Origin of the sequence: Allobosea psychrotolerans, from assembly GCF_002917105.1 — a bacterium.
Taxonomy (GTDB): domain Bacteria; phylum Pseudomonadota; class Alphaproteobacteria; order Rhizobiales; family Beijerinckiaceae; genus Allobosea; species Allobosea psychrotolerans.
The window spans coordinates 29,384-48,483 of record NZ_PQFZ01000030.1 but is presented as its reverse complement, the minus strand read 5'-3'; the positions used below and the strand labels follow the sequence as shown (position 1 = coordinate 48,483).

At 67.0% G+C, this 19,100-nt stretch carries 18 protein-coding genes and 1 tRNA gene; 7 read left to right on the top strand and 12 right to left on the bottom strand.

Annotated features, from left to right (window positions below):
* Positions 1 to 16: 16 nt before the first annotated feature.
* Together CYD53_RS28185 and CYD53_RS28180 are read left to right on the top strand one after the other, a co-directional pair.
* A tRNA-Met gene (locus tag CYD53_RS28185) sits at positions 17 to 93 on the top strand.
* A gap of 225 nt (positions 94 to 318) precedes the next feature.
* The gene (locus CYD53_RS28180) at positions 319 to 1,131 is read left to right on the top strand and encodes a DUF72 domain-containing protein (protein ID WP_103721397.1); all 813 of its coding nucleotides are present in this window, start codon (positions 319 to 321) and stop codon (positions 1,129 to 1,131) included.
* A gap of 24 nt (positions 1,132 to 1,155) precedes the next feature.
* Here the strand turns inward: CYD53_RS28180 and CYD53_RS28175 are convergent, their stop codons facing one another.
* From CYD53_RS28175 to htpX, 7 genes are all read right to left on the bottom strand, one after another.
* Positions 1,156 to 1,623, bottom strand: a complete 468-nt coding sequence (locus CYD53_RS28175) for a YbaK/EbsC family protein (RefSeq protein ID WP_103721396.1) — start codon at positions 1,621 to 1,623, stop codon at positions 1,156 to 1,158.
* Complete coding sequence (locus CYD53_RS28170; protein WP_103721395.1) at positions 1,620 to 1,898, bottom strand: hypothetical protein; 279 nt, start codon at positions 1,896 to 1,898, stop codon at positions 1,620 to 1,622. Before CYD53_RS28170 ends, CYD53_RS28175 begins: the two co-directional genes overlap by 4 nt.
* Positions 1,899 to 1,902: 4 nt before the next feature.
* Positions 1,903 to 3,081: a low temperature requirement protein A gene (locus CYD53_RS28165; protein WP_103721394.1), complete on the bottom strand. Its 1,179-nt coding sequence runs from the start codon at positions 3,079 to 3,081 to the stop codon at positions 1,903 to 1,905.
* Between the two features lie 136 nt (positions 3,082 to 3,217).
* The gene (gene purH, locus CYD53_RS28160; protein ID WP_103721393.1) at positions 3,218 to 4,810 is read right to left on the bottom strand and encodes a bifunctional phosphoribosylaminoimidazolecarboxamide formyltransferase/IMP cyclohydrolase; all 1,593 of its coding nucleotides are present in this window, start codon (positions 4,808 to 4,810) and stop codon (positions 3,218 to 3,220) included.
* An 88-nt stretch (positions 4,811 to 4,898) separates the two neighbouring features.
* The gene (locus CYD53_RS28155; RefSeq protein ID WP_245928470.1) at positions 4,899 to 6,494 is read right to left on the bottom strand and encodes a heparinase II/III family protein; all 1,596 of its coding nucleotides are present in this window, start codon (positions 6,492 to 6,494) and stop codon (positions 4,899 to 4,901) included.
* A 284-nt stretch (positions 6,495 to 6,778) separates the two neighbouring features.
* Positions 6,779 to 8,152, bottom strand: coding sequence for an RsmB/NOP family class I SAM-dependent RNA methyltransferase (locus tag CYD53_RS28150; protein WP_103721392.1), 1,374 nt, complete (start codon positions 8,150 to 8,152; stop codon positions 6,779 to 6,781).
* Between the two features lies 1 nt (position 8,153).
* Entirely contained in the window at positions 8,154 to 9,086 is a 933-nt protein-coding gene (htpX, locus tag CYD53_RS28145) for a zinc metalloprotease HtpX (protein WP_103721404.1), read from the bottom strand.
* A gap of 128 nt (positions 9,087 to 9,214) precedes the next feature.
* Here htpX and CYD53_RS28140 point away from each other — a divergent pair, with 128 nt between their 5' ends.
* Both CYD53_RS28140 and CYD53_RS28135 read left to right on the top strand, forming a co-directional pair.
* Positions 9,215 to 9,445 carry a DUF1674 domain-containing protein gene (locus tag CYD53_RS28140; RefSeq protein ID WP_103721403.1) on the top strand — a complete coding sequence of 77 codons (231 nt, stop codon included), beginning with the start codon at positions 9,215 to 9,217 and terminating at the stop codon, positions 9,443 to 9,445.
* Between the two features lie 105 nt (positions 9,446 to 9,550).
* Entirely contained in the window at positions 9,551 to 10,855 is a 1,305-nt protein-coding gene (locus tag CYD53_RS28135) for a class I SAM-dependent methyltransferase (protein ID WP_103721391.1), read from the top strand.
* 49 nt (positions 10,856 to 10,904) lie between these two features.
* Here the strand turns inward: CYD53_RS28135 and CYD53_RS28130 are convergent, their stop codons facing one another.
* Positions 10,905 to 11,222 (bottom strand): DUF2853 family protein, encoded by a 318-nt coding sequence (locus CYD53_RS28130; protein WP_103721390.1) that lies wholly within the window; start codon positions 11,220 to 11,222, stop codon positions 10,905 to 10,907.
* Positions 11,223 to 11,475: 253 nt separating this feature from the next.
* Between CYD53_RS28130 and CYD53_RS28125 the strand changes: the two genes are divergently transcribed.
* The gene (locus tag CYD53_RS28125; RefSeq protein WP_103721389.1) at positions 11,476 to 12,423 is read left to right on the top strand and encodes a 2-hydroxyacid dehydrogenase; all 948 of its coding nucleotides are present in this window, start codon (positions 11,476 to 11,478) and stop codon (positions 12,421 to 12,423) included.
* A gap of 203 nt (positions 12,424 to 12,626) precedes the next feature.
* On the opposite strand, the gene CYD53_RS28120 is transcribed toward CYD53_RS28125, so the two are convergent.
* From CYD53_RS28120 to CYD53_RS28110, 3 genes are all read right to left on the bottom strand, one after another.
* A complete protein-coding gene (locus tag CYD53_RS28120) occupies positions 12,627 to 13,112 on the bottom strand; it encodes a L,D-transpeptidase (protein ID WP_103721402.1) in 486 nt (161 codons plus the stop codon).
* 159 nt (positions 13,113 to 13,271) lie between these two features.
* The gene (locus CYD53_RS28115; RefSeq protein ID WP_103721388.1) at positions 13,272 to 14,456 is read right to left on the bottom strand and encodes an aminotransferase; all 1,185 of its coding nucleotides are present in this window, start codon (positions 14,454 to 14,456) and stop codon (positions 13,272 to 13,274) included.
* Entirely contained in the window at positions 14,456 to 15,532 is a 1,077-nt protein-coding gene (locus CYD53_RS28110; protein ID WP_103721387.1) for a tryptophan 2,3-dioxygenase family protein, read from the bottom strand. Before CYD53_RS28110 ends, CYD53_RS28115 begins: the two co-directional genes overlap by 1 nt.
* A 271-nt stretch (positions 15,533 to 15,803) precedes the next feature.
* Between CYD53_RS28110 and CYD53_RS28105 the strand changes: the two genes are divergently transcribed.
* Both CYD53_RS28105 and CYD53_RS28100 read left to right on the top strand, forming a co-directional pair.
* Positions 15,804 to 16,469, top strand: a complete 666-nt coding sequence (locus tag CYD53_RS28105; protein ID WP_245928469.1) for a DUF1684 domain-containing protein — start codon at positions 15,804 to 15,806, stop codon at positions 16,467 to 16,469.
* A gap of 419 nt (positions 16,470 to 16,888) precedes the next feature.
* Positions 16,889 to 18,238 (top strand): hypothetical protein, encoded by a 1,350-nt coding sequence (locus CYD53_RS28100; protein ID WP_146056026.1) that lies wholly within the window; start codon positions 16,889 to 16,891, stop codon positions 18,236 to 18,238.
* 79 nt (positions 18,239 to 18,317) lie between these two features.
* On the opposite strand, the gene CYD53_RS28095 is transcribed toward CYD53_RS28100, so the two are convergent.
* The gene (locus tag CYD53_RS28095; RefSeq protein WP_245928468.1) at positions 18,318 to 19,040 is read right to left on the bottom strand and encodes a fused DSP-PTPase phosphatase/NAD kinase-like protein; all 723 of its coding nucleotides are present in this window, start codon (positions 19,038 to 19,040) and stop codon (positions 18,318 to 18,320) included.
* Positions 19,041 to 19,100: the final 60 nt, after the last annotated feature.

Genomic DNA, 19,100 nt, shown 5'->3' with positions numbered 1-19,100 from the left:
CCAAACACACCTTTATCGCGGGGTGGAGCAGCCCGGTAGCTCGTCAGGCTCATAACCTGAAGGTCGTTGGTTCAAATCCAGCCCCCGCAACCAAACTATACAAGCCGCCCTTTGGGGCGGCTTTTTGCGTTTCCGGACTGTCTTCCGCGATGCAGAGGCCGGGCTCCTGACACGACTCGGTGCTCCCCTTCGGCATTGAGAGGATACGCCCCATACGGCGTGGAAACGGGTGGCTCCCACCGTCCCAAACAGGAATAATCCAGGCCGATGAGCCCGTTTGAAACCCAGGCGGGCCGCTCGTAACCGCGAGGACAAGACATGGCTCCCAATACAGGCAAGATCCATATCGGCACCGGCGGCTGGGTGTTCGAGCCTTGGCGCGGTACGTTCTATCCCGACGGCCTGTCGCAGAAGCGCGAGCTCGAATATGCCGGCAGCAAGCTGACCTCGATCGAGATCAACGGCACCTATTACGGCTCGCAGAAGCCCGAGAGTTTTGCCAAATGGCGTGCGGAAACGCCCGACGGCTTCGTCTTCGCGCTCAAGGGCTCGCGCTACATCACCAACCGCCGCATCCTCGCGGAAGCGGCGCCTTCGATCGAGAAATTCATCACCGGCGGCGTGCTCGAGCTGAAGGAGAAGCTCGGGCCGATCAACTGGCAGTTCATGCCGACAAAACGCTTCGATCCGGCCGATTTCGAGGCCTTTCTGAAGCTCCTGCCGCATGAGGTCGATGGCCAGGCGATCCGGCATGCGGTCGAAGTCCGGCATGACAGCTTCCGCTCGCCCGATTTCATCGCCCTGCTGCGCGAATACAAGGTCGCCGTGGTGGTCGCGGGCGATTCCGATTACACCCAGATCGCCGATGTGACCGCGCCCTTCGTCTATGCCCGGATCATGGGCACGAAGGAGGCGCAGCCGAAGGGCTATTCCGAGAGCGATCTCGATGCCTGGGCGAAGCGGGCGCGCGAATGGGCCGGCGGCGGGGCGCCGACGGATCTGCAGGCCGTCGCCTCGGTCGGGCCGGCGGCTGCGCCACGAGACGTTTTTCTCTACGTCATCAGCGGCGACAAGGTCCGCAATCCCGCCGCCGCCATGGCGCTGATCGAGCGCCTCAGTGCGAAGGGTTGACGCGTGGCCTGAGGACGCCTGGTTTCAGGCGACGTCCTGGCAGACATCGACCCATTGCGCCTGGGTCAGGGCCGCCATCCGCTCCGGATTGATCCGCAGGGCGCTCTGGGGCGAGCCCGCCGCCGGCACGACCTCGTCGAAGGCCCTGAGCGACAGATCGCAATAGACCGGCAGCGGCGTCGCCAGGCCGAAGGGGCAGACGCCGCCGACGGGATGGCCGGTGAGCGCCACGACCTCCTCGGCGTCAAGCATGCGCGGCTTGCCACCGAGCGCCGCCTTGACCTTCTTGTTGTCGAGCCTGGCATCGCCGCGCGCGACGACGAGCACGACGCGCTCGCCGATGCGCAGTGACAGGGTCTTGGCGATACGGGCGGGCTCGACGCCATGCGTCGCCGCCGCGAGCGCGACCGTCGCACTGCTCTGCGGCGTCTCGATGATGCTGATGTCGGGGGCGTGCTCGGACAAGAAGGCGCGGACTGAAGCGAGGCTCATCCCATCATCCTACCGAACATCCAGGCGATGACCAGAGCCGCCAGCGCCGGCACGCCGAAGACGGCAAGCCCGATCGGCAGCTCCTCTATCACGCTGTAGCCGGCGCGGCTGACGCCGATCCAGAGATTGACCAGCGCCGCAACCAGCCAGAGCGGGATGAACAGCCTGACCGCGAAGGCGATCGGATTGCCTCCGGAGATGCCGAGCCGCGGCGCCAGGAAGAGCAGGAAGCCGAGCAAGGCGAAGCCGCCGGCGATCACCTTGATGGTGTGCATGGGCTCAGGCCTCCTTCGGTCGCAGGGACAGGGCTTCCCAGGCCGCGACGAGCACGAGAATGGCGGTCGCCGAGAGGCTGAAGGCCAGCGGCGGCAAAAAGCCCGGCAACAGCGCCAGCACAGCGAGCAGGCCGAGCCCGACCAGATGCGAGAGCGGATACCAGCCGGCCGTGACCTTCTTGAACAGCAGATTGCCGAGCAGGTAGAAGCCGGGCCCGGCAATGACGGCGATGGCGACCTTCGCCTCGGTGTGCCCGCCGGGATGGGCCAGCACGAACTCGTCACCGACGGCGACCAGGATGATCCCGGCGACCAGCAGCAGATGGATATAGGTGTAGGCGATGCGGGCGATCGCCCCAGGGTCGTCGGAATGGGCGATCCGCTCGCTGCCGCGCTCGGCGCCGATATGGAAATAGATCCACCACATCGCGATCGAGCTCAGAAAGGCGTTGGCGAAGGCCAGCATGTTGGCCGGGGTCGCGGCGAGCTTCGCCGCGGTCGCGCCGGTCACCAGGATGGATTCCCCGAGCGCGATGATGATGAACAGAGCACAGCGTTCGGCCAGATGGCCCCCCTCGACATCCCAGTCGCTGGTCGTCGAACGGCCGAGGCCGGGAGCGCGGAAGCCGAGCGCGGGGCCGGCATATTCGATGGCCAGCGCCAGCGCCCAGAGCCCGAAGCGCATCTCGCCGTCAGCCAATCCCCCTGTGATCCAGAACAGCCCGGACAGGCTAAGCCAGAGCGTGATGCGTCGAAAATTGCGGAAATTCGCCGGGCTATAGGCCCTCAGGCTCAGCATGGTGAAGATGCTGCGCCCGAGCTGCATCGCCACATAGGCGCAGGCGAAGATCAGGCCGCGTCCCTCGAAGGCTTCCGGCAGGGAGGTCGAGAGAATCAGGCCGGCGAACATCAATGCGAACAGCATCAACCGCACCGGCGTCGTCTCAGGGTCGAGCCAGTTGGTCACCCAGCTCGTATAGACCCAGACCCACCAGACCGCGCCGAGCAGCAGCACCGCCTGGGCGAGGCCGAGCGGCGAAAAATGCTCCAGCAGCGTGTGCGAGATCTGGGTGATCGCGAAGACGAAGACGAGATCGAAGAACAGCTCGACGAACGAGACCTTATTGTGCTGATGCGCGACGCGTTCGCGCAGCAGCGTGCGTCCGCCATGGTCCTGCGTCATGCCGCCCTCATCCCCACGGGGGTAGAGTAAGGCCCTGTTGGGGAAGACGTCGACCCCCTCGTCAAGAATGCAGCGTCATCCCGGGACGATCTTCGGTCGCCCGGAATGATGGGGAGGGGGAAGCGGGTGTGCCGCCTCAATGCCGGAAGTGGCGGTGTCCGGTGAAGACCATGGCGAGGCCGGCCTCGTCGGCGGCCTTGATGACCTCGTCGTCGCGCAGCGAGCCGCCGGGCTGGATCACCGCCGTCGCGCCGGCCTCGGCTGCCGCCAGCAGGCCGTCGGCGAAGGGGAAGAAGGCGTCCGACGCCACGACCGAGCCCTTGGCCAGGCTCTCGGTCGAACCCAGCGCCTTGGCGGCCTCGCCCGCCTTCCAGGCCGCGATGCGCGAGGAATCGACCCGGCTCATCTGGCCGGCGCCGATGCCGACGGTCGCGCCATTCTTGACGTAGACGATGGCGTTCGACTTGACATGCTTGGCGACGCGGAAGGCGAAGCGCAGATCGGCGAGCTCGGCCTCGGTCGGCTGGCGCTTGGTGACGACCTTGAGTTCCATGTCGTCGACGACGGCGTTGTCGCGGGCCTGGGCGAGGAAGCCGCCCGAAACGGTGCGCAGGGACAGGCCGGGGGCTCGCGGGTTCGACAAGCCGCCCGTCAGCAGCAAGCGCAGGTTCTTCTTGCCGGCGATGACCGCGATCGCCTCCTCATCGGCGTCGGGCGCGATGATCACTTCGGTCAGGATCTTGACGATCTCGCGGGCGGTCGCCCCGTCCAGCGTGCGGTTGAAGGCGATGATGCCGCCAAAGGCCGAGACGGGGTCGCAGGCCAGCGCACGGGCATAGGCCTCGCTGAGCGTGGCGCCGGTCGCGACGCCGCAAGGGTTGGCGTGCTTGATGATGGCGCATGCGGCCGAGATCGCCGGGTCGAATTCCGAGACGCATTCGAAGGCGGCGTCGGTGTCGTTGATGTTGTTGTAGGAGAGCTGCTTGCCCTGGAGCTGGCGTGCGGTGGCGACGCCGGGACGCTGTTCCGGGGTGCGGTAGAACGCTGCCCATTGATGCGGATTCTCGCCATAGCGCATCGTCTCGGCAAGCGCGCCGCCGAGCGCGCGATAGGCCGGCGCCGTGTCGCCGAGTTCATTGGCGAGCCAGTTCGAGATCGCCGCATCATAGGCGCCGGTGCGGGCATAGGCCTTCTGAGCGAGCTTGCGGCGCAGCGTCAGCGTGGTTGCGCCCTTATGCGCCTCGAGGTCGGCCAGCACGGCGGCGTAATCGGCCGGCTCGACCACCACAGCGACGTCGTTGTGATTCTTGGCGGCAGCCCGGATCATCGCCGGGCCGCCGATATCGATGTTCTCGATGCAGTCGTCATAAGGCTTGCCGGCCGCGACCGTCGCCTCGAAGGGATAGAGATTGACGACGAGCAGGTCGATCGGCGCGATGCCGTGGCCGAGCATCGAGGCCTGGTGCTCGGGATGGGAGCGAATGGCGAGCAGGCCGCCATGCACCTTCGGGTGCAGCGTCTTGACGCGCCCGTCCATCATCTCGGGAAAACCGGTCAGGTCCGAGACATCGGTCACGGGCAGGCCGGCTTCGGCGATCGCCTTGGCGGTGCCGCCGGTCGAGACCAGGGCAATGCCGAGGCGGTTCAGGGAGCGGGCGAAATCGATCAGCCCGGTCTTGTCGGAGACGGAAAGGAGGGCGCGTTCGACGCGGCGAAGCTCTGTCGGCATCTGGGTTCAGTCCGGTGCTGGCTTAAAAACTGTTGCGCGCGAGCTATCATGCTGCAGCGCGCAAAGCAAAACTCGTTGCCGTGAAGGCTCAGGCCTCGGCCGGCGGGTCGAGCGGCAATTCGATCGGAGCTGGCTCGCTGCGGAGGCGCGCGCTGCGCGGCGGGGCGGCGCTGACGCGGCTGAAACGCCAGATGATCCGCGGCGTCGCCACGGCGTCGAAATCGATGCAGAGCTGTTCGGTGCGGCGCCCGCCATCGGCCGAGGCGAGGAAGATGCTCTCCTCGATCGTCACGCGCAGCCCGCCGGCGTCGAAGGCCCAGACCTCGCCGGAGGGCAGCGCCAGCAGCGCGCCCTCGCCCTCGCGGATCAGGCTCGGCTTGACGCTGGGGTGGAGATGGAAGCGCGCCACCGCCGGTAGCGTATCGCGCTCGGCGGACAAGGCGATCTCGTCCTCGCCGGTGAGCGATGAGCCGTCCTTGGCGAGCATCAGCCGGCGCGTATGCACGGCGCCCAGGCTGCGGCGGTAGCCGTCATGGCTTGCGACCCATTCCGGGCCGGCTTGCGTATCCTGACGCGCGACCCGCACGTCCTGCGGGCCGGCGATGATCCGTCGTTCGCCGAGCACCAGCCCGAAGGTTGCGCTGGAGCGCTCATCGAGGGTGAGCGTCGAATGCGCCGCGGTGCTGCGCATGGCAAGGCGCAATTCCGGCGGGCCGAAGCGGCTCGTGCCGCAATTGACGACGATACGCTGACCGCCGCTGGAAAATTCGAAGGCGAGACAGCCGGCATGCGCCTCGATCGACTGCGCGCCGCGCGGTGCCGCACCGGCATCGACCACGACGATGCTGCGGTCTCCCGACAGCCGACTGTAGCCGGAATAGGCCGCCTGCTCGATCGGCCGGGCGCGGGCGTCGTCATAGGCGGCAAGCGTCGCCATCAGATCGGGCGGTGTCGTGCCCATGCCGTTGAACAAGGCGAGCGCGCCGTCGCCATGCCGGAACAGCCTGAGATGCGGCATCATCCGCTCGATCGCCATCAGCACGCCGCGCGGCGGCTCCAGCCCGCGCGCCGCGAAGGTCTCGCGCAGCGGCAGGAGATCGAGCAGAAGCTCGATCAACTGCCGGGGGTTGCGGCTGAGATGGCCGCCATCGGGCAGAATCTGGTGGTCGAGCTCGTCGGAGAGCGCCAGATCATAGCGCCGGCGGCGCGCATCCTGCCCGTCCAGGCAGATCGTCGCGAAGGAGACCGCGATCAGGCATTGCAGCCTTGCCACCCCGTCGACCGCGCCGGCCAGGGCCAAGGTCAGCCGGTCGGTCAGGCGCGAGATATGGCGCAGGAAGCGCTCATAAAAGGCGTGGTCGGCGCCTTCGAGCAGCAGGGGCGAATGCGACAGGAAGGAGATCAATCGCCTTGCCGCGACATGGGGGCGGCGCGAGACCTCGTTGCGGTAGCGTTTCCTGGCAATGAAATCCTCGACCAATGCGCGCGCATTGGCGCGTGCGATCGCGGTGTCGGCGGAGCGCATATGGCGCAGCCAGCCGAAGCCGTGCAGCGCCTCGGCCCAGGCATCGCTCGGCGGCGCGCAATCGAAGGGTGATTCGCCATGGGTGCGCAAGGTGCGGCCGGCGAAGGCGTAATAGCCGGAATAGATGTCGCCCGCCGTCGTCGGATCAGCGGTGCGCAAATCATGCGGCGCAAACAAAAGCCGCGTCGCGGGGGCTCTGCCAAACGGCCAAGCCTTGCGGGCCACGCCGACGAGATGGCCACGGGTCCGCCGCGCCGCCCGTCCGATCGCAGCCCGGGCAAGTCCTCGTCGCTCAGACCAGCCGCTCAATGCCCACGCATGCCCCGTACCCGCGCATGGCGTCCCACCATGCGAATCCCGGCTTCGTCATAGAGCATGATGCCGAAAAGGGGAAACCGGTCTTCGGCCGGTACCATGCTCTAAGCTTTTGATAAGAGGCCGATTCAGCCACCCGTCTCTCGCCTGATCAGGCGGCATGCGTAAAATCCCGCCCACCCCGACAAACGTGGCCCATCATGTTTCAGCTGGTGCGGCAGGGTCCGCAGATCGCCATGGCGGTCGATCGCGCCCTCGACACCGCCGATCTCGTCGGCGGTGATGGGCGAGCGCTTGAAATCGGGATTCTCCGCCAGGAAAACCGCGATCTGCTGTTCGCCCTCCTGCGGTTCGAGCGAACAGGTGCAGTAGATCAGGCGTCCGCCTGGCCTGGTCAGGCGCGCGGCGGCTTCCAGCAGGCGCGCCTGCAATGCGGCGAGCTTGTCGCGGTCTTCCGGCGTCTTGGTCCAGGCGACGTCGGGATGGCGGCGGATCGTGCCGGTGGCGCTGCAGGGCGCATCGAGCAGAACGGCGTCGAAGGGCTCCGCCTGCCAGAGCGCCGCGTCCTTGGTGACGATCTCGGCGGAGAGCCCGAGTCGCTCCAGATTGGCCCTGAGGCGGCGCAGGCGCGGCCCCGAACGATCGACGGCGGTGACGCTGGCGCCTGCCGCGGCGAGCTGGGCGGTCTTGCCGCCAGGCGCGGCGCAGAGGTCGGCGATGCGCTCGCCGGGTTTGGGCGCCAGCAGGCGAACCGGCAGGGCGGCTGCGGCGTCCTGCACCCACCAGGCGCCTTCATCGAAGCCGGGCAGGCCGGTGATGCTCTGGCGTTCGCGCAGCCGGACCGAGCCGGTCGGCAGCAGGAGCCCGTCGAGCTTCTCGGCCCAGCCGGCCGCGTCGTCCTTGACGCTGATGTCGAGCGGCGGTTCGTCGCGATGGCTGGCGGCGATGGCGGCGGCGGTCTCCTCGCCATAGCTCTCGATCCAGCTCTCGGCGAGCCATTCCGGCGTGTCGAGGAAGGGGTCGAGCGCCTCGCCGAGGATGGCGTCGCGTTCGCGGGCGAGACGGCGCAGCAGTGCGTTGCCGAGCGAGACATAGCGCGAGGAGCGTGCATCCTCATGGAGATGGCGGATGGCGAGATCGACGGCGGCATGGTCGGGCACGTCGAGGAAGAGGATCTGGGCCGCCGCAGCGACCAGGATCGGCTCAAAGGGGCCGGAATTGCGCGGGCTGCCGCGCTCGAGCCTGGCATTGATCGCATGCTGGATCGTGCCGAGCCGGCGGAAGGCGGTGATCGCGATGGCGCGCGCCAGAGCGGCGTCGGCGGCATCGAGCCCGAATGTCGGCGCGAGCCGCTCATAGGTCTCGTCCAGCGCCAGCCGGGCCTTGAGCACCTCGTCGATCAGCGTCGCCGCAAGGCGCCGTGCCGGCAGGCCCGGCACAGGCTCGCCTGTCTGCGCCGCGGTCTCGTTCAGTTCGGGGCTCACATCTGCTTGCTTGACCATGTCAGCCCCAGGGACCGGGCGTGCGGTCGCTGTTCCAGGGGCTCTGGCTGGCCTGGCTGGTGAAACCGCCGGCGGTGCCGACGCCGCTTGTGCCGAGGCCTTTGGCGCGAGCCTGCTCCATCAGTGCGGCGATGCGATTGCCGGTATCGGGGTGGGTCGAAAACAGGGAATCCATGCCGCGTCCGCTCAGGGGATTGATGATGAACATGTGCGCCGTAGCAGGCTTCGCCTCCGCCGTCTCGTTGGGAATATGCGCGACGCCTCCGGCGATCTTGGCCAGAGCGTCCGCCAGCCAGACCGGATTGCCGGCGATTTCGCCGCCGAGCCGGTCGGCCTCGTATTCGCGCGAGCGCGAGATCGCCATCTGGATCACCATGGCGGCAAGCGGCGCGAGCACCGAAATCAGGATCTGGACGATGAGCCCAGGGCGGTTCTCGCGCGAGCCGAAGACCATGCCGAATGTCGTGAGCGAGGAGATCGCGCCGGCCATGGTCGCGGTGATCGTCATGGTCAGCGTGTCGTGGTTCTTGATGTGGGCGAGCTCATGGGCCATCACGCCGGCCAGCTCCTCATAAGTGAGCGTGCGCAGGATGCCCGTCGTCGCGGCAACGGCGGCGTTCTGCGGATTGCGGCCGGTGGCAAAGGCGTTGGGCTGGTCCTCCTGGATCAGATAGACGCGTGGCATCGGCATGTTGGCGCGGGCGGCGAGGTCGCGGATCATGCCGTAGAGTTCGGGCGCACTCGCCTCATCGACCTCCTGCGCGTTATGGGCGGCGAGCGCCAGCCTGTCGGAATTCCAGTAGCTGAAGAGATTGGTCGCGGTCGCGATGGCAAGCGCCACCAGCATGCCGCCCGGGCCGCCCAGCAGATAGCCGACCACGGCGAAGAGCGCGGTGAGGCCAGCCATCAGCACGAAGGTACGGACGTAGTTCATCATGGCTCCCTTGCGGACCATGCGGGCCAGAGGCGCAGTGCCCCTCCCGCGATGCGGATTTCCGCCTTATGTGGTGAAGTGGATGCCGATCCCGCAAGAGCCGTGGAAGAGACGAGATGATGCCGCCAATGACCGAAAAGCCCATCGACCAGCCTCTCGCCGTCGCGCAGGAAGCCGCGCCGGCCAAGCCGCTTTCGCCAGCGGCGCAGCGCGCCCTTGCCGAGGCGCAGGCGCGGCGCGCCGAGATCGACGCCCACGCGGCCGAAGTCGCCAGGGACAAGGAGATCAATGGCCGCGGCGGCCTGGAGCCGGCGCGCTACAATGATTGGGAGGTGAAGGGCATCGCGAGCGATTTCTGAGGCAACGCCGGACAGCGTCCTCATGCGCATGGTTCCGATGGCGCATGGTTGCCAATTGGCGCGGCTGCGGCCAAAGACGAACCCCATATGTCACGGATGTCTCGGATGAACAGCGACGACAAGCGTCTCGCCGCGTTGCGGCGGCTTTTGACCGAGGCGCATCAGAAGCTCGGGCTCAAGCTCGGCTTCCAGCTCTGGGACGGCTCGCATGTGCCGGCCGACTGGCCGCAGGGCGGGCTGGCCATCGCCATCCGCGACCCCGGCGTCGTCGCCGCGCTGCTGCGCAAGCCCAAGCTCGACACGCTGCTGAACCTCCACGTCACCGACCGGATTTCGCTGCTCAACGGCTCGATCTTCGATCTCGCGGCGGCGCGGCCGGAGGGCAAGGTCGGCAGGCTGGCGCGCGGCATTTCGAAGGCGGCCGCCTTCGATGTCGTCCGTCGCTTCCTGTTTGCGCCGGGCGCAGCGCCCAGCGCCGTGGCCCATATCAAGGGCGACGAGATCGCCCGCGATGGCGCACCCGCCACCAACAAGGCCAATATCGCTTATCACTACGACGTCTCGAACGCCTTCTACCGGCTCTTCCTCGATGAGGAGATGGTCTACACCTGCGCCTATTTCACGGAAGATCATGGCGATCTCGACCGCGCCCAGCGCGACAAGCTCGACATGATCTGCCGCAAGCTGCGGCTGAAGCCCGGAGACCGCTTTCTCGATATCGGCTGCGGCTGGGGCGCGCTGATCTGCCATGCCGCGCAGCATTACGGCGTCGAGGCGCATGGCGTGACGCTGGCCGAGGAGCAACTGGCCCTGGCGCGCGAGAAGGTGGCGCGGCTCGGCCTGGAGGGGAAGGTCACGCTCCATCTCAAGGATTTCACGCAGATGGACGGCGAGTTCGACAAGATCTCGTCGATCGGCATGTTCGAGCATGTCGGCATCGCCAACCACCCGACCTATTTCAAGGCGGTGAACCGGCTGTTGCGCCCGCGCGGCTTGTATCTGCACCACACGATCTCGCGCCGCGCCAAGAAGACCGATAAGGCCTTCAACAAGATGCCGGCGGAATACCGCGCCCTGGTGCGCTACATCTTTCCCGGCGGCGAGCTCGACCATCTCGGCATGTCGATCGCCAATCTCGAGCGCAACGGCTTCGAGGTGCATGATGTCGAGGGCTGGCGCGAGCACTACCAGCGCACGACGCGGCTCTGGTGGGAGCGGCTGGACGCCCGCAAGGCCGAGGCCGAGGCCGAAATCGGCCCCGAGCGCACCCGGATGTGGCTGCTTTATCTCGCCGGCTGCTCGCTGGCGTTCGAGCGCGGCGGTGCGCTGATCAACCAGACGCTGGTCTCCAAGCGCCGCAAGGGCGCCTCTGGCCTGCCGCTGACGCGTGAGGATCTGTATCGGCGGTAGGGCGTGGGCAATAGGCAGTCGGGTCTCACGACTGCCGACTGCCGTCTTTTTACTTCTTCACGAAGAGATCGAGCTTTCCGTAATGCTCGGCCAGCAGGTAGTAGAAGGTCAGGCGCGACTTGGTCTTGTCGGCCTTCATATGCTCGCATGTCGCCTTGATCGAGGCATCGAGATCGGCGGTCTTCAGGCCGAGCTTCTTCTTCAGGAAATTCTCGCGAACGCGATCCAGTTCGGCAGGGTCGGAGCAGGCGACGTAGCGCGTATCGGCCTTGCCCATGACGAGGGCGTAGGATTTCGACATTCCGGCAAAGGCCGCCTCATTCAGCGGCTTCTTGGCGAATTTCTTGACGTCAGCGAGATGATCCATCTGTAGCCCCTTGTGAGCCCGGCGCTTGCGCGCTTGGCGTGTGTCTGATGTCGAGCCAGGAAACGTTAACGCGCTTTTTTGTCGCAGGCGAGGGGCGAAAAAGCCGTGGCAGGGCTTTTTCCATGTTGCGCCGCATCAATCATGCGCCTCTCGTTCTGCGTGGGCGATATGTCCGTTGCCCCTCCAGGACGGGTTGAGGTGCGGCTCACGGAATGCTGCGATGCAATGCAAATGAACCGGAGATTGCAGACCGATGAAGCCGACGATCCTGATGGCGCCGCGGATGCCTGCGCGCCTCGTCGAGCGCCTGCAGGAGCACTATGTGCTGCTGGGCCCAATGGAGCGTTCCGCGCCCGACGCCCTGCCGGAGGGCGCCGAGGCCGCGCAGGCGCTGCTCACCATCGGATCGCTGAAGACCGACGCTGCGCTGATCGACGCGCTGCCGAAGCTCGGATTGATCTCCTGCTACGGCACCGGCATCGAGGGCGTGGACCGGGCCTGTGCGAAGGCGCGCGGCATCAAGCTGTGCAACGCCGCCGACGCCAATGCGACGAGCGTCGCCGAATTCGCCATGGGCCTGCTGCTGGCCTCGGCCCGCCGGATCGGCGCTGCCGAGCGTTTCGTGCGGGCCGGGCGCTGGCAGGGCAATTCGGTCCAGCGCATGCCCGATGTGCCGGGCTTGGCCGGGCGCAAGCTCGGGATCTACGGGCTGGGCGCCATCGGCACCCGCATCGCGAGCCGCGCCGCCGCCTTCGAGATGACGATCGGCTATCACAACCGGTCAAAGCGCTCTGAGGTGCCCTATCTCTACCATGACAGCCTGCTCGGTCTCGCAGACTGGGCCGATGTGCTGATCGTGGCGGTGCGCGCCAGCATCGAGACCCGCCACGCCATCAATATGCAGGTGCTGCGCGCGCTCGGACCGGAGGGCCATCTCATCAACATCTCGCGCGGCATCGCGGTCGATGAGGAGGCTTTGTGCGAGGCGCTGGAGACCAATCTGATCGCGGGGGCGGCGCTGGATGTCTATGAGCACGAGCCGCAGGTGCCCGACCGGCTCAAGGTGCTCGAGAATGTCGTGCTGACGCCGCATATCGCCGCCAATGCGGAATCGGCGCAGATTGCCCAGCAGGATCTGCTCCTCGGCAATCTGGAGGCCTATTTCGCGGGCAAGCCGCTGCTCTCGCCGGTCGCGCTGTAAGGGCTAAGAGCAGGTTTGGACATGTGAGCCCGCATCCTGAGGAGCCGCGTCGCGGCGTCTCGAAGGATGCTCCAGATGGTTCGGGAGCCTCCTGGAGCATCCTTCGAGACGCGCTCCTGCGGAGCGCTCCTCAGGATGAGGGCTCGCGGAGTTGCCAAATGGTCTCTAAGGCGCCTGGGAGCAATGCTCCCAGCTTTTGGGATCTACGGCAGGACGACGACGGGCGTGCCCATGCGGACGCGCTGGTAAAGATCGACGACATCCTCGTTATGCATGCGAAAGCAGCCATAGGAGGCGAAGGTGCCGATCGTATTGGGCATGTTGGTGCCATGGATCGCATATTCGCCGCCCGGCCCGAGGCCGATGACGCGCGCGCCCATCGGGTTGCGCGGCGAGCCGCCGGGAATGACGTCGGGCAGGCGCGGATTGTCGCGCTTGACCGAGGCGGGTGGGCTCCAGGCCGGATCGACCTGCAATTCCTCGACATATTTGACGCCGCGCCATTGCTTGCCGGCCTTGCCGACGGCGATCTGGTAGCGGATCGCGGTGCCCGGCGCATTGACGAAATAGAGCCGGCGCTCGGCCGTGCGGATCACGATCGTGCCGGGCAGGTAGCGCGCATCGGGCGCCTCGACGAGCTCGCGCGCCAGCACGGGCCGGCCGGCGAAGACGATGAAGAGCAGCGACATCGCCGCGGCGAAGCGCAGGTCGATCGGAGTATGCCGTCTGGTCACGATTGAGCCTCCCGCAATCCAGGTTGCGGCAGATCTCGCGCGGCGCCAGTGAATCAGCGGTTGAGCGATATGGTGAAGCCTGGATTCAGGATGAATCGCGGGTGAATTGCGCGGTTAGCCCTGCAACGCCTTCATCCGTTCCAGCGCAGCATCGATGTCGCTCTCCGACAGCGCCAGGCCGAAGCCGAAACGCAGCACGTCGCCCCGGTGGTCGGTGGCGATGCCGAGCTTCGCCAAGGCCGCTTCGAGCGCGCCGGCGGCCGGCGTCCTGAAGGCCAGGAAATTGCCGTGACCGGTGGGGTCGTGCAGCGGTGTGATGATCGCGTCGCGGGCGAGTCCGGGGAGGTCCAGCGTATCGAGCCCGGCGAGGAAGCGCTGCATCAGGGCGATCGCATGCGCGTGAATCTGCGCCGCGTCGAGAGCCTCTCCTTCCATCCAGTCGAGCACGGCGCGCATGCGATAGAGGCCGGACGGGTCGAAGGTTGCGCCGAGGAAGCGCCCGCCGTCAGTGGGGTAGCCGACCGTGCTGCCGGCAGGTGCAGCGAGCGCCCCAAAAGCCGCGAACCAGCCGGTGTCGCGCGGGCGCGGACCAAAGCCCGGCGGGCAGTGCATGAAGCAGCTGCCCTCGCCGGCCATGGCGTATTTGTATCCGCCTGCGATGTAGAAAGCGCGGTTGGCGATGGCGGAGAGGTTCGTCGGCAAAGCGAGATAGCCGTGATAGCCGTCGATGGCGATGAAGGTCTCGGGCGAGGGCACGGCACCGATGAGAGCAGCGAGATCGCCGCTGGTCGCGCCGGAATTGAACAGGACCTGGCTGAGATAGATCAGGTCGTGGCCGCCGGCTGCGATCGCCGCCCTGAGCCGTTCATGCAGGCTCGGCAAGGGCTCGGCCGCGACCTCCTCCAGCACGATCAGCCCCTCTTCGGCCAGCCGCGAGAGCTGCCGCCGCGCGGTGTGGAACTCCGCCCCGGTGGTCAATATGCGCGGCAGCCCGTCCATCGGCAGGCAGGAGAGCAGGCGGCGCAGGAATTCATGCGTGTTGGGCGCAAAGGCGATCGTCGCCGGATCGGGCAAGGCGAGATGCCGGGCGATGCCGGCCTGGACGGCCGGAATGACCTCGCCGAAGACGACATCCCATTTATCGCCGGCGCGCGCGGCTGCATCCAGCCAGGCCATCCCCTGTGCCGCGAAGGTGACGTCGGGCCAGTCATGATGGCTGTGCGCGGCGAGGTTGATGCGCTCGGGAGCGGCGCCGCGAAAGCGCAGGAAATGTCGCGTCCAGTCCCCGGCCTCGCCCATCAGGCCGCCCCGTAGCTGAAGCCCATGCGCCGGCGCAAGGCGTCGGGCAGGGCCGGCAGGTCGCGCGGGCCGAGCAGATAGGTCGAGAGGTGGAAGAGATCGATGAAGATGCGGTGCTTCTCCGCCGTCGCCTTGAGATAGCCGGAGCCCGATGAGCCGCCGGTGCCGGGCCTGACGCCGATCATGCGCTCGACCATCAAGGCATGTCGCAGGCGCCAGAGCGTCAGGCTCTCGTCGATGTCCATCAGCGCCTGCAGCAGCCGGAAGGGCAGTTGCAGCACCGGCATGTCGCGATAGAGCGAGATGAACAGGGCCGCCTCGATGGCGCGCGCCGACATCCGCCAGGTCGAGGTCGTGGCGTCGGGCTCGAACAGCGCCCGGAAGCGCGCGAGCGCCTGTTCGATCGCGGCCGTGTCGGCCTGGCGCTGCGGCTCGGGCAAAGCGGGGTCTGCGCTGATGCTGGTGGCGTCGCGCTGCAACGCGGCGATCACCGCAACCCGGTAGCTCTCGCGAAAGCTGTAGTCGCCCAGGGCCACGAAGGGCGTGCGCGCCAGCCAGGCGTCGAGCTGGGAGAGCAGCGAGGGATTTGTGTCCGCGCTCAGCTTGTCGCGGTCCTCGGGCGCGAGCCGCTCGCGCATGCTCTGCTCGTCGATGCGGATGCGGGCGTCGTCATGCAGGCCGAGCCGCGCCTCGATCAATCGGAACTGCACGGACTGGAAGCCCGAGGCCGGCGTCAGCAGGTCGCGGAATTCGAGGAAGCCCGCCGGCGTCATCGTCTCCAGCACGTCGAGCTGCCCGACCAGCAGCTTCAGGATCTCATGGATGCGGCTGAGCCCGGCATTGATGCGGCCGAGATGCTCGTCGGCGACCGTGCGCGCCGCGAAATCAGCCTGGATCCGGTCGAGCTCGTGCAGGATCTGCCGGAACCAGAGCTCATAGGCCTGGTGGACGATGATGAAGAGCATCTCGTCATGAGCCGGTGCGCCGGTCTTCAGGCTTTCCGGCTCCTGGCAGGAGAGCAGCCGGTCGACCTTGAGATAGCTGCCATAGGACAGTCTGCGGGCTGCTTCCGACATGATCTCGGTTCCGATTCCGGAGCTGTGATATTTTAAGCTTAAAATGATGGAGCTGCGCGATCAAGGCAGACTCGACGGCGCAGTCGTGCCTGCCTCGCGGATTCGTGACAGTCGTCATCGCGCCGGGCGATGCCTTACTCCGCCCGCTGACAGGTTCTGGCAGCGCTGGGGACTAAACCTCGCGCAAGGCTGTCTCATGGAACGGGCGCGTCGCGCTGGCGTTGCCTGCGTGAGACGCGAAGCCCGCGAGGATTTGCAGGGAGGATTTGTGATGACTGCACATGCCATGGCGTTGTCCGCACCGGCTGCCCCAGCGGCTGATTTCACGCGCTTCAGCACGTTGCAGGATTGGCGCAGGCAGATCGCCGATCTTTATGCGGCGGTGAGAGGGCTGCCGCCCGAAGCCGGCTGGCGGCAGTGGCGGGCGGTGCGCGACCGGTTGTTTCGCGAGCATCCGCAATCGCCCTTGACGGGGAAGGGCCGCGCCGAATTCGCCGGCATCGCCTGCTTTCCCTACGATCCGGCCCTGCGTTTCGAGGTTGGCCTCGTGCCTGCCGTCGATCGCGAGACGATTCCGGTCGAAGCCGGCAAGGATGGGCTGATGACGCTCGTTCCCTACGCGCTGACCGAGGGACTGGCGGGGCCGCTCGGCCGGGAGCTGACGCTGTACTGGATCGCAGGCTATGGCGGCGGCACCTTCCTGCCCTTCGGCGATGCGAGCAATGGCGACGGCACTTTCGCCGGCGGCCGCTATCTGCTCGACACGATCAAGAGCGCCGATCTCGGCGCGACGCCCGACGGCCGGCTGATCCTCGATTTCAATTTCGCCTATTACCCGTCCTGCGCCTATTCCGAAGCCTGGGTCTGCCCGCTCTCCCCGCGCGAGAACCGCCTGGCCGTGCCGATTGGCGCCGGTGAGCGCGATCGCATCGATTGAACCGGTCTTGAAAGCCGCGTGCGGATAAGCCCTGCGACGCCGACGCGGGAGGAGCGGCAGGTCCGGCCGCTGGGTTTCCCAGGTTTTCTGACGCCAGGGAAGATTTCGCCAGATTTCGCTCTCAAATCTGCGTTTTCTGGAGTTTTTCCAAACAGAATCGAGCAATTTTCCCTTACCAAGCGTCAAATTTCGCCATTCTTTGGCCATGGACTTGACGGAGAGCCCTGTTCTCTCTGAGGCGTGCTCCGTGGTCATTCGCCCGCATAACTCTTCGTTAACCATGAGGGCGCACCGTGTCTCGGGCAGAGCTGTGTTCCGTGATCAGACCTCCTGATCCGCTGGCGGCTGCGTCCTCTCGTCGTGACCTCCGGGAAGCCAGCGGCGATAACCTGTCCGATATCCCGAGCATGGACGTGGATATGGCCGCGCATCTGATCCTCGAGCGGACGGCGTTCCCGGTCGGCGTCGCGCCGTCGGCGCCGGCAGCGCCTGCCGAGGAGATCGCGGCCGAAGGCTCGGCCGCCTCCCGGGCCGGATTGGCCTCGGGGCTGATGCTGGCCCTGCGCTTCGTCCAGGCCCGCTTTCTCTCCGTCTGGGGCCTGCTTGCGGCCGCGGCCTTGTGCCCGGCGCAGGTTTTCGCCGATTTCGCGCTGTTTTCGGCGCTCGCCAATTTCATCTCGATCGCGACGCTGCTGCGTTTCGAGGCGGTGTTCTTCCAGAGCAGCGACCAGGACAGGCTGGCGCGGGCGTTCCGGCTGGCGTTTGCTGCAGGGGTGGCTTTCCTCGCCGTCGCGGCGCTGGGCATCGCCGTGGCAGGCGCGGCCGGCTGGGTGGTCGCGACCTACGGGACCTTGTTCCTGGTGTCGCTCGCCGGGCGGGCGGTCATCCGCTTGGTCTCCTCGGAGGCGACGGCGGAAGGCGATTTCGCCGCGATCGGCAACAGCAATGTCGTTCAGGCGCTGGTCCAGCCCGGCATGATGGTCCTGCTGATCTGGCCGTTGGGCGCGAGCTCGGTCGCGCTGTTTGCAGCCGACGCGATCGGCCATGTCGTCTCGGCCTGCTATCTGGTCTGGCGTCGGCGTGCGGCGCTGGCGGGCCTGGTGCGGCGCGAGGCCTGGTCGCGGCTCGAACTGAGCGAATCGGCGAGCCGCTGGCGCACCGCGCCGCGTTTCCTCTTGCCCTCCGCGCTCCTGTCCTTCGGCTTCATGGTGGCGCCGCTGCTCGCCTTGCCCTATGCGAGCAACCCGCTGCTGGCGGCCCATGTCGCGCTGGCGATGCGCCTGCTCGAGGTGCCGACGCAGATGTTCTCCGCGGTCTCGGTGCCGCTCGTCTTGTCGAGCCTGCGTGCGCGCGCCGCCGAGAGCCGGCAATCCTGGGTCCGTTTCGTGACGCTTGGCCTGATGGTCGCAGCGGCGGCGCTGTTCACCGCAATCGCGCTCGTCGCCATCGGCGCCGATGCGGTGCTGCTGGACGGCACGCAATGGGAAGGCGTCGGCGAGACCGTCGCGATCATGGCGCTGTTCTATGGCGGCATCGCGCTGGTCACGCCCTTGCACGAGATCGCCTCGCTCTCGCGCTATCCGCGCCGCCAGGTCCTCACCAACGCGGTCGCGCTCCTGGCGGCGGGGCTCGTCATGGCCTGGTTCGGCACCTTGTCGCTGGCGCTGCTCGGCGCGATCGGCCTGGTCTCGCTGGCGCGGATGCTGGCGCATGTCCAGTTCGCCTGGACGCGCTTCGGCGTGGACGGGTTTGCCGTCGCACGGGGATGATCGCTTCCAAGAATTGAGAGCATCGCTCCTCGGAAAAAGCGGTACCCGGCTTTTCGCGAGAGGAATGCTCCAAGCCCGGCTATTCCCGCCGGATCAGCCTGTCGGCGATCAGCGAGGACAGGAAGCCCGGCTTGAAGTCGCGCTCCAGCCGCTCGGGGTCGTAGTCTTTCGCGACCCAGTCGAGGAATGGCACGCCCTTGGCGTGTCCCTCGCGGCGATAGGCCTCGAAGAAAGCGTCGAGAATCCCGGTCTTGGCGAAACGGAAATGGCCGTAGCGCAGCGAAAGCTGGCGGGTCGCTTCCTCAAGCGGCCGCTCCTCGTGGATCAGCAGATAGAGTGCCGCGAAGAAGCCGGCGCGGTCGGCGCCCGATTTGCAATGTACGAGAGCGGGCTCCGCGAGCCCGGCGAAGAAGGCCTTGGCGCCCAGGATGGTCTCGCGTTCGGGCGCGCCGCGCGAGCGCAGGACGAAGTCGACCAGGGTTATGCCGTGGCGCTCGCAGGCCTCGCGCTGCAAGGGCCAGGAGCCGTGCTCGCGCCCGCCGCGCAGATTGACGATGGTCTTGACGCCTTCGCGAGCGAATTTCGCGATCTGGCCCGGCGCGGGCTGGGCCGCGCGCCAGAGCTGCGGCGTGACGCGATGGGCGTTGAGATAGGCGAGCCGGAAGATGCCATGATCGACCAGCAGCATATTGGCCCAGGCGCGCAGGCGGTCGGCCTTGCCGCCGATCGGCCGGTCCCAGCGCGCGATGCGGGCCATGCGGCGCGCATAACGATCCTCGTCGGGGCGCAGGCGGTTCAGCAAGGGCAGGCCTCGCGGGAGCTGGTCTGATCCATCTTCATAGCGCGCCCGATACCAGTGCCG

Excerpts from the sequence above, each read along its gene's own strand:
- CYD53_RS28180 (WP_103721397.1), top strand. The coding sequence starts at position 319 with ATGGCTCCCAATACAGGCAAGATCCATATCGGCACCGGCGGCTGGGTG.
- CYD53_RS28175 (WP_103721396.1), bottom strand. The coding sequence starts at position 1,623 with ATGAGCCTCGCTTCAGTCCGCGCCTTCTTGTCCGAGCACGCCCCCGAC.
- CYD53_RS28170 (WP_103721395.1), bottom strand. The coding sequence starts at position 1,898 with ATGCACACCATCAAGGTGATCGCCGGCGGCTTCGCCTTGCTCGGCTTC.
- CYD53_RS28165 (WP_103721394.1), bottom strand. The coding sequence starts at position 3,081 with ATGACGCAGGACCATGGCGGACGCACGCTGCTGCGCGAACGCGTCGCG.
- purH (WP_103721393.1), bottom strand. The coding sequence starts at position 4,810 with ATGCCGACAGAGCTTCGCCGCGTCGAACGCGCCCTCCTTTCCGTCTCC.
- CYD53_RS28150 (WP_103721392.1), bottom strand. The coding sequence starts at position 8,152 with ATGGTCAAGCAAGCAGATGTGAGCCCCGAACTGAACGAGACCGCGGCG.
- htpX (WP_103721404.1), bottom strand. The coding sequence starts at position 9,086 with ATGAACTACGTCCGTACCTTCGTGCTGATGGCTGGCCTCACCGCGCTC.
- CYD53_RS28140 (WP_103721403.1), top strand. The coding sequence starts at position 9,215 with ATGACCGAAAAGCCCATCGACCAGCCTCTCGCCGTCGCGCAGGAAGCC.
- CYD53_RS28135 (WP_103721391.1), top strand. The coding sequence starts at position 9,551 with ATGAACAGCGACGACAAGCGTCTCGCCGCGTTGCGGCGGCTTTTGACC.
- CYD53_RS28130 (WP_103721390.1), bottom strand. The coding sequence starts at position 11,222 with ATGGATCATCTCGCTGACGTCAAGAAATTCGCCAAGAAGCCGCTGAAT.
- CYD53_RS28125 (WP_103721389.1), top strand. The coding sequence starts at position 11,476 with ATGAAGCCGACGATCCTGATGGCGCCGCGGATGCCTGCGCGCCTCGTC.
- CYD53_RS28120 (WP_103721402.1), bottom strand. The coding sequence starts at position 13,112 with ATGTCGCTGCTCTTCATCGTCTTCGCCGGCCGGCCCGTGCTGGCGCGC.
- CYD53_RS28115 (WP_103721388.1), bottom strand. The coding sequence starts at position 14,456 with ATGGGCGAGGCCGGGGACTGGACGCGACATTTCCTGCGCTTTCGCGGC.
- CYD53_RS28110 (WP_103721387.1), bottom strand. The coding sequence starts at position 15,532 with ATGTCGGAAGCAGCCCGCAGACTGTCCTATGGCAGCTATCTCAAGGTC.
- CYD53_RS28105 (WP_245928469.1), top strand. The coding sequence starts at position 15,804 with ATGACTGCACATGCCATGGCGTTGTCCGCACCGGCTGCCCCAGCGGCT.
- CYD53_RS28100 (WP_146056026.1), top strand. The coding sequence starts at position 16,889 with ATGGCCGCGCATCTGATCCTCGAGCGGACGGCGTTCCCGGTCGGCGTC.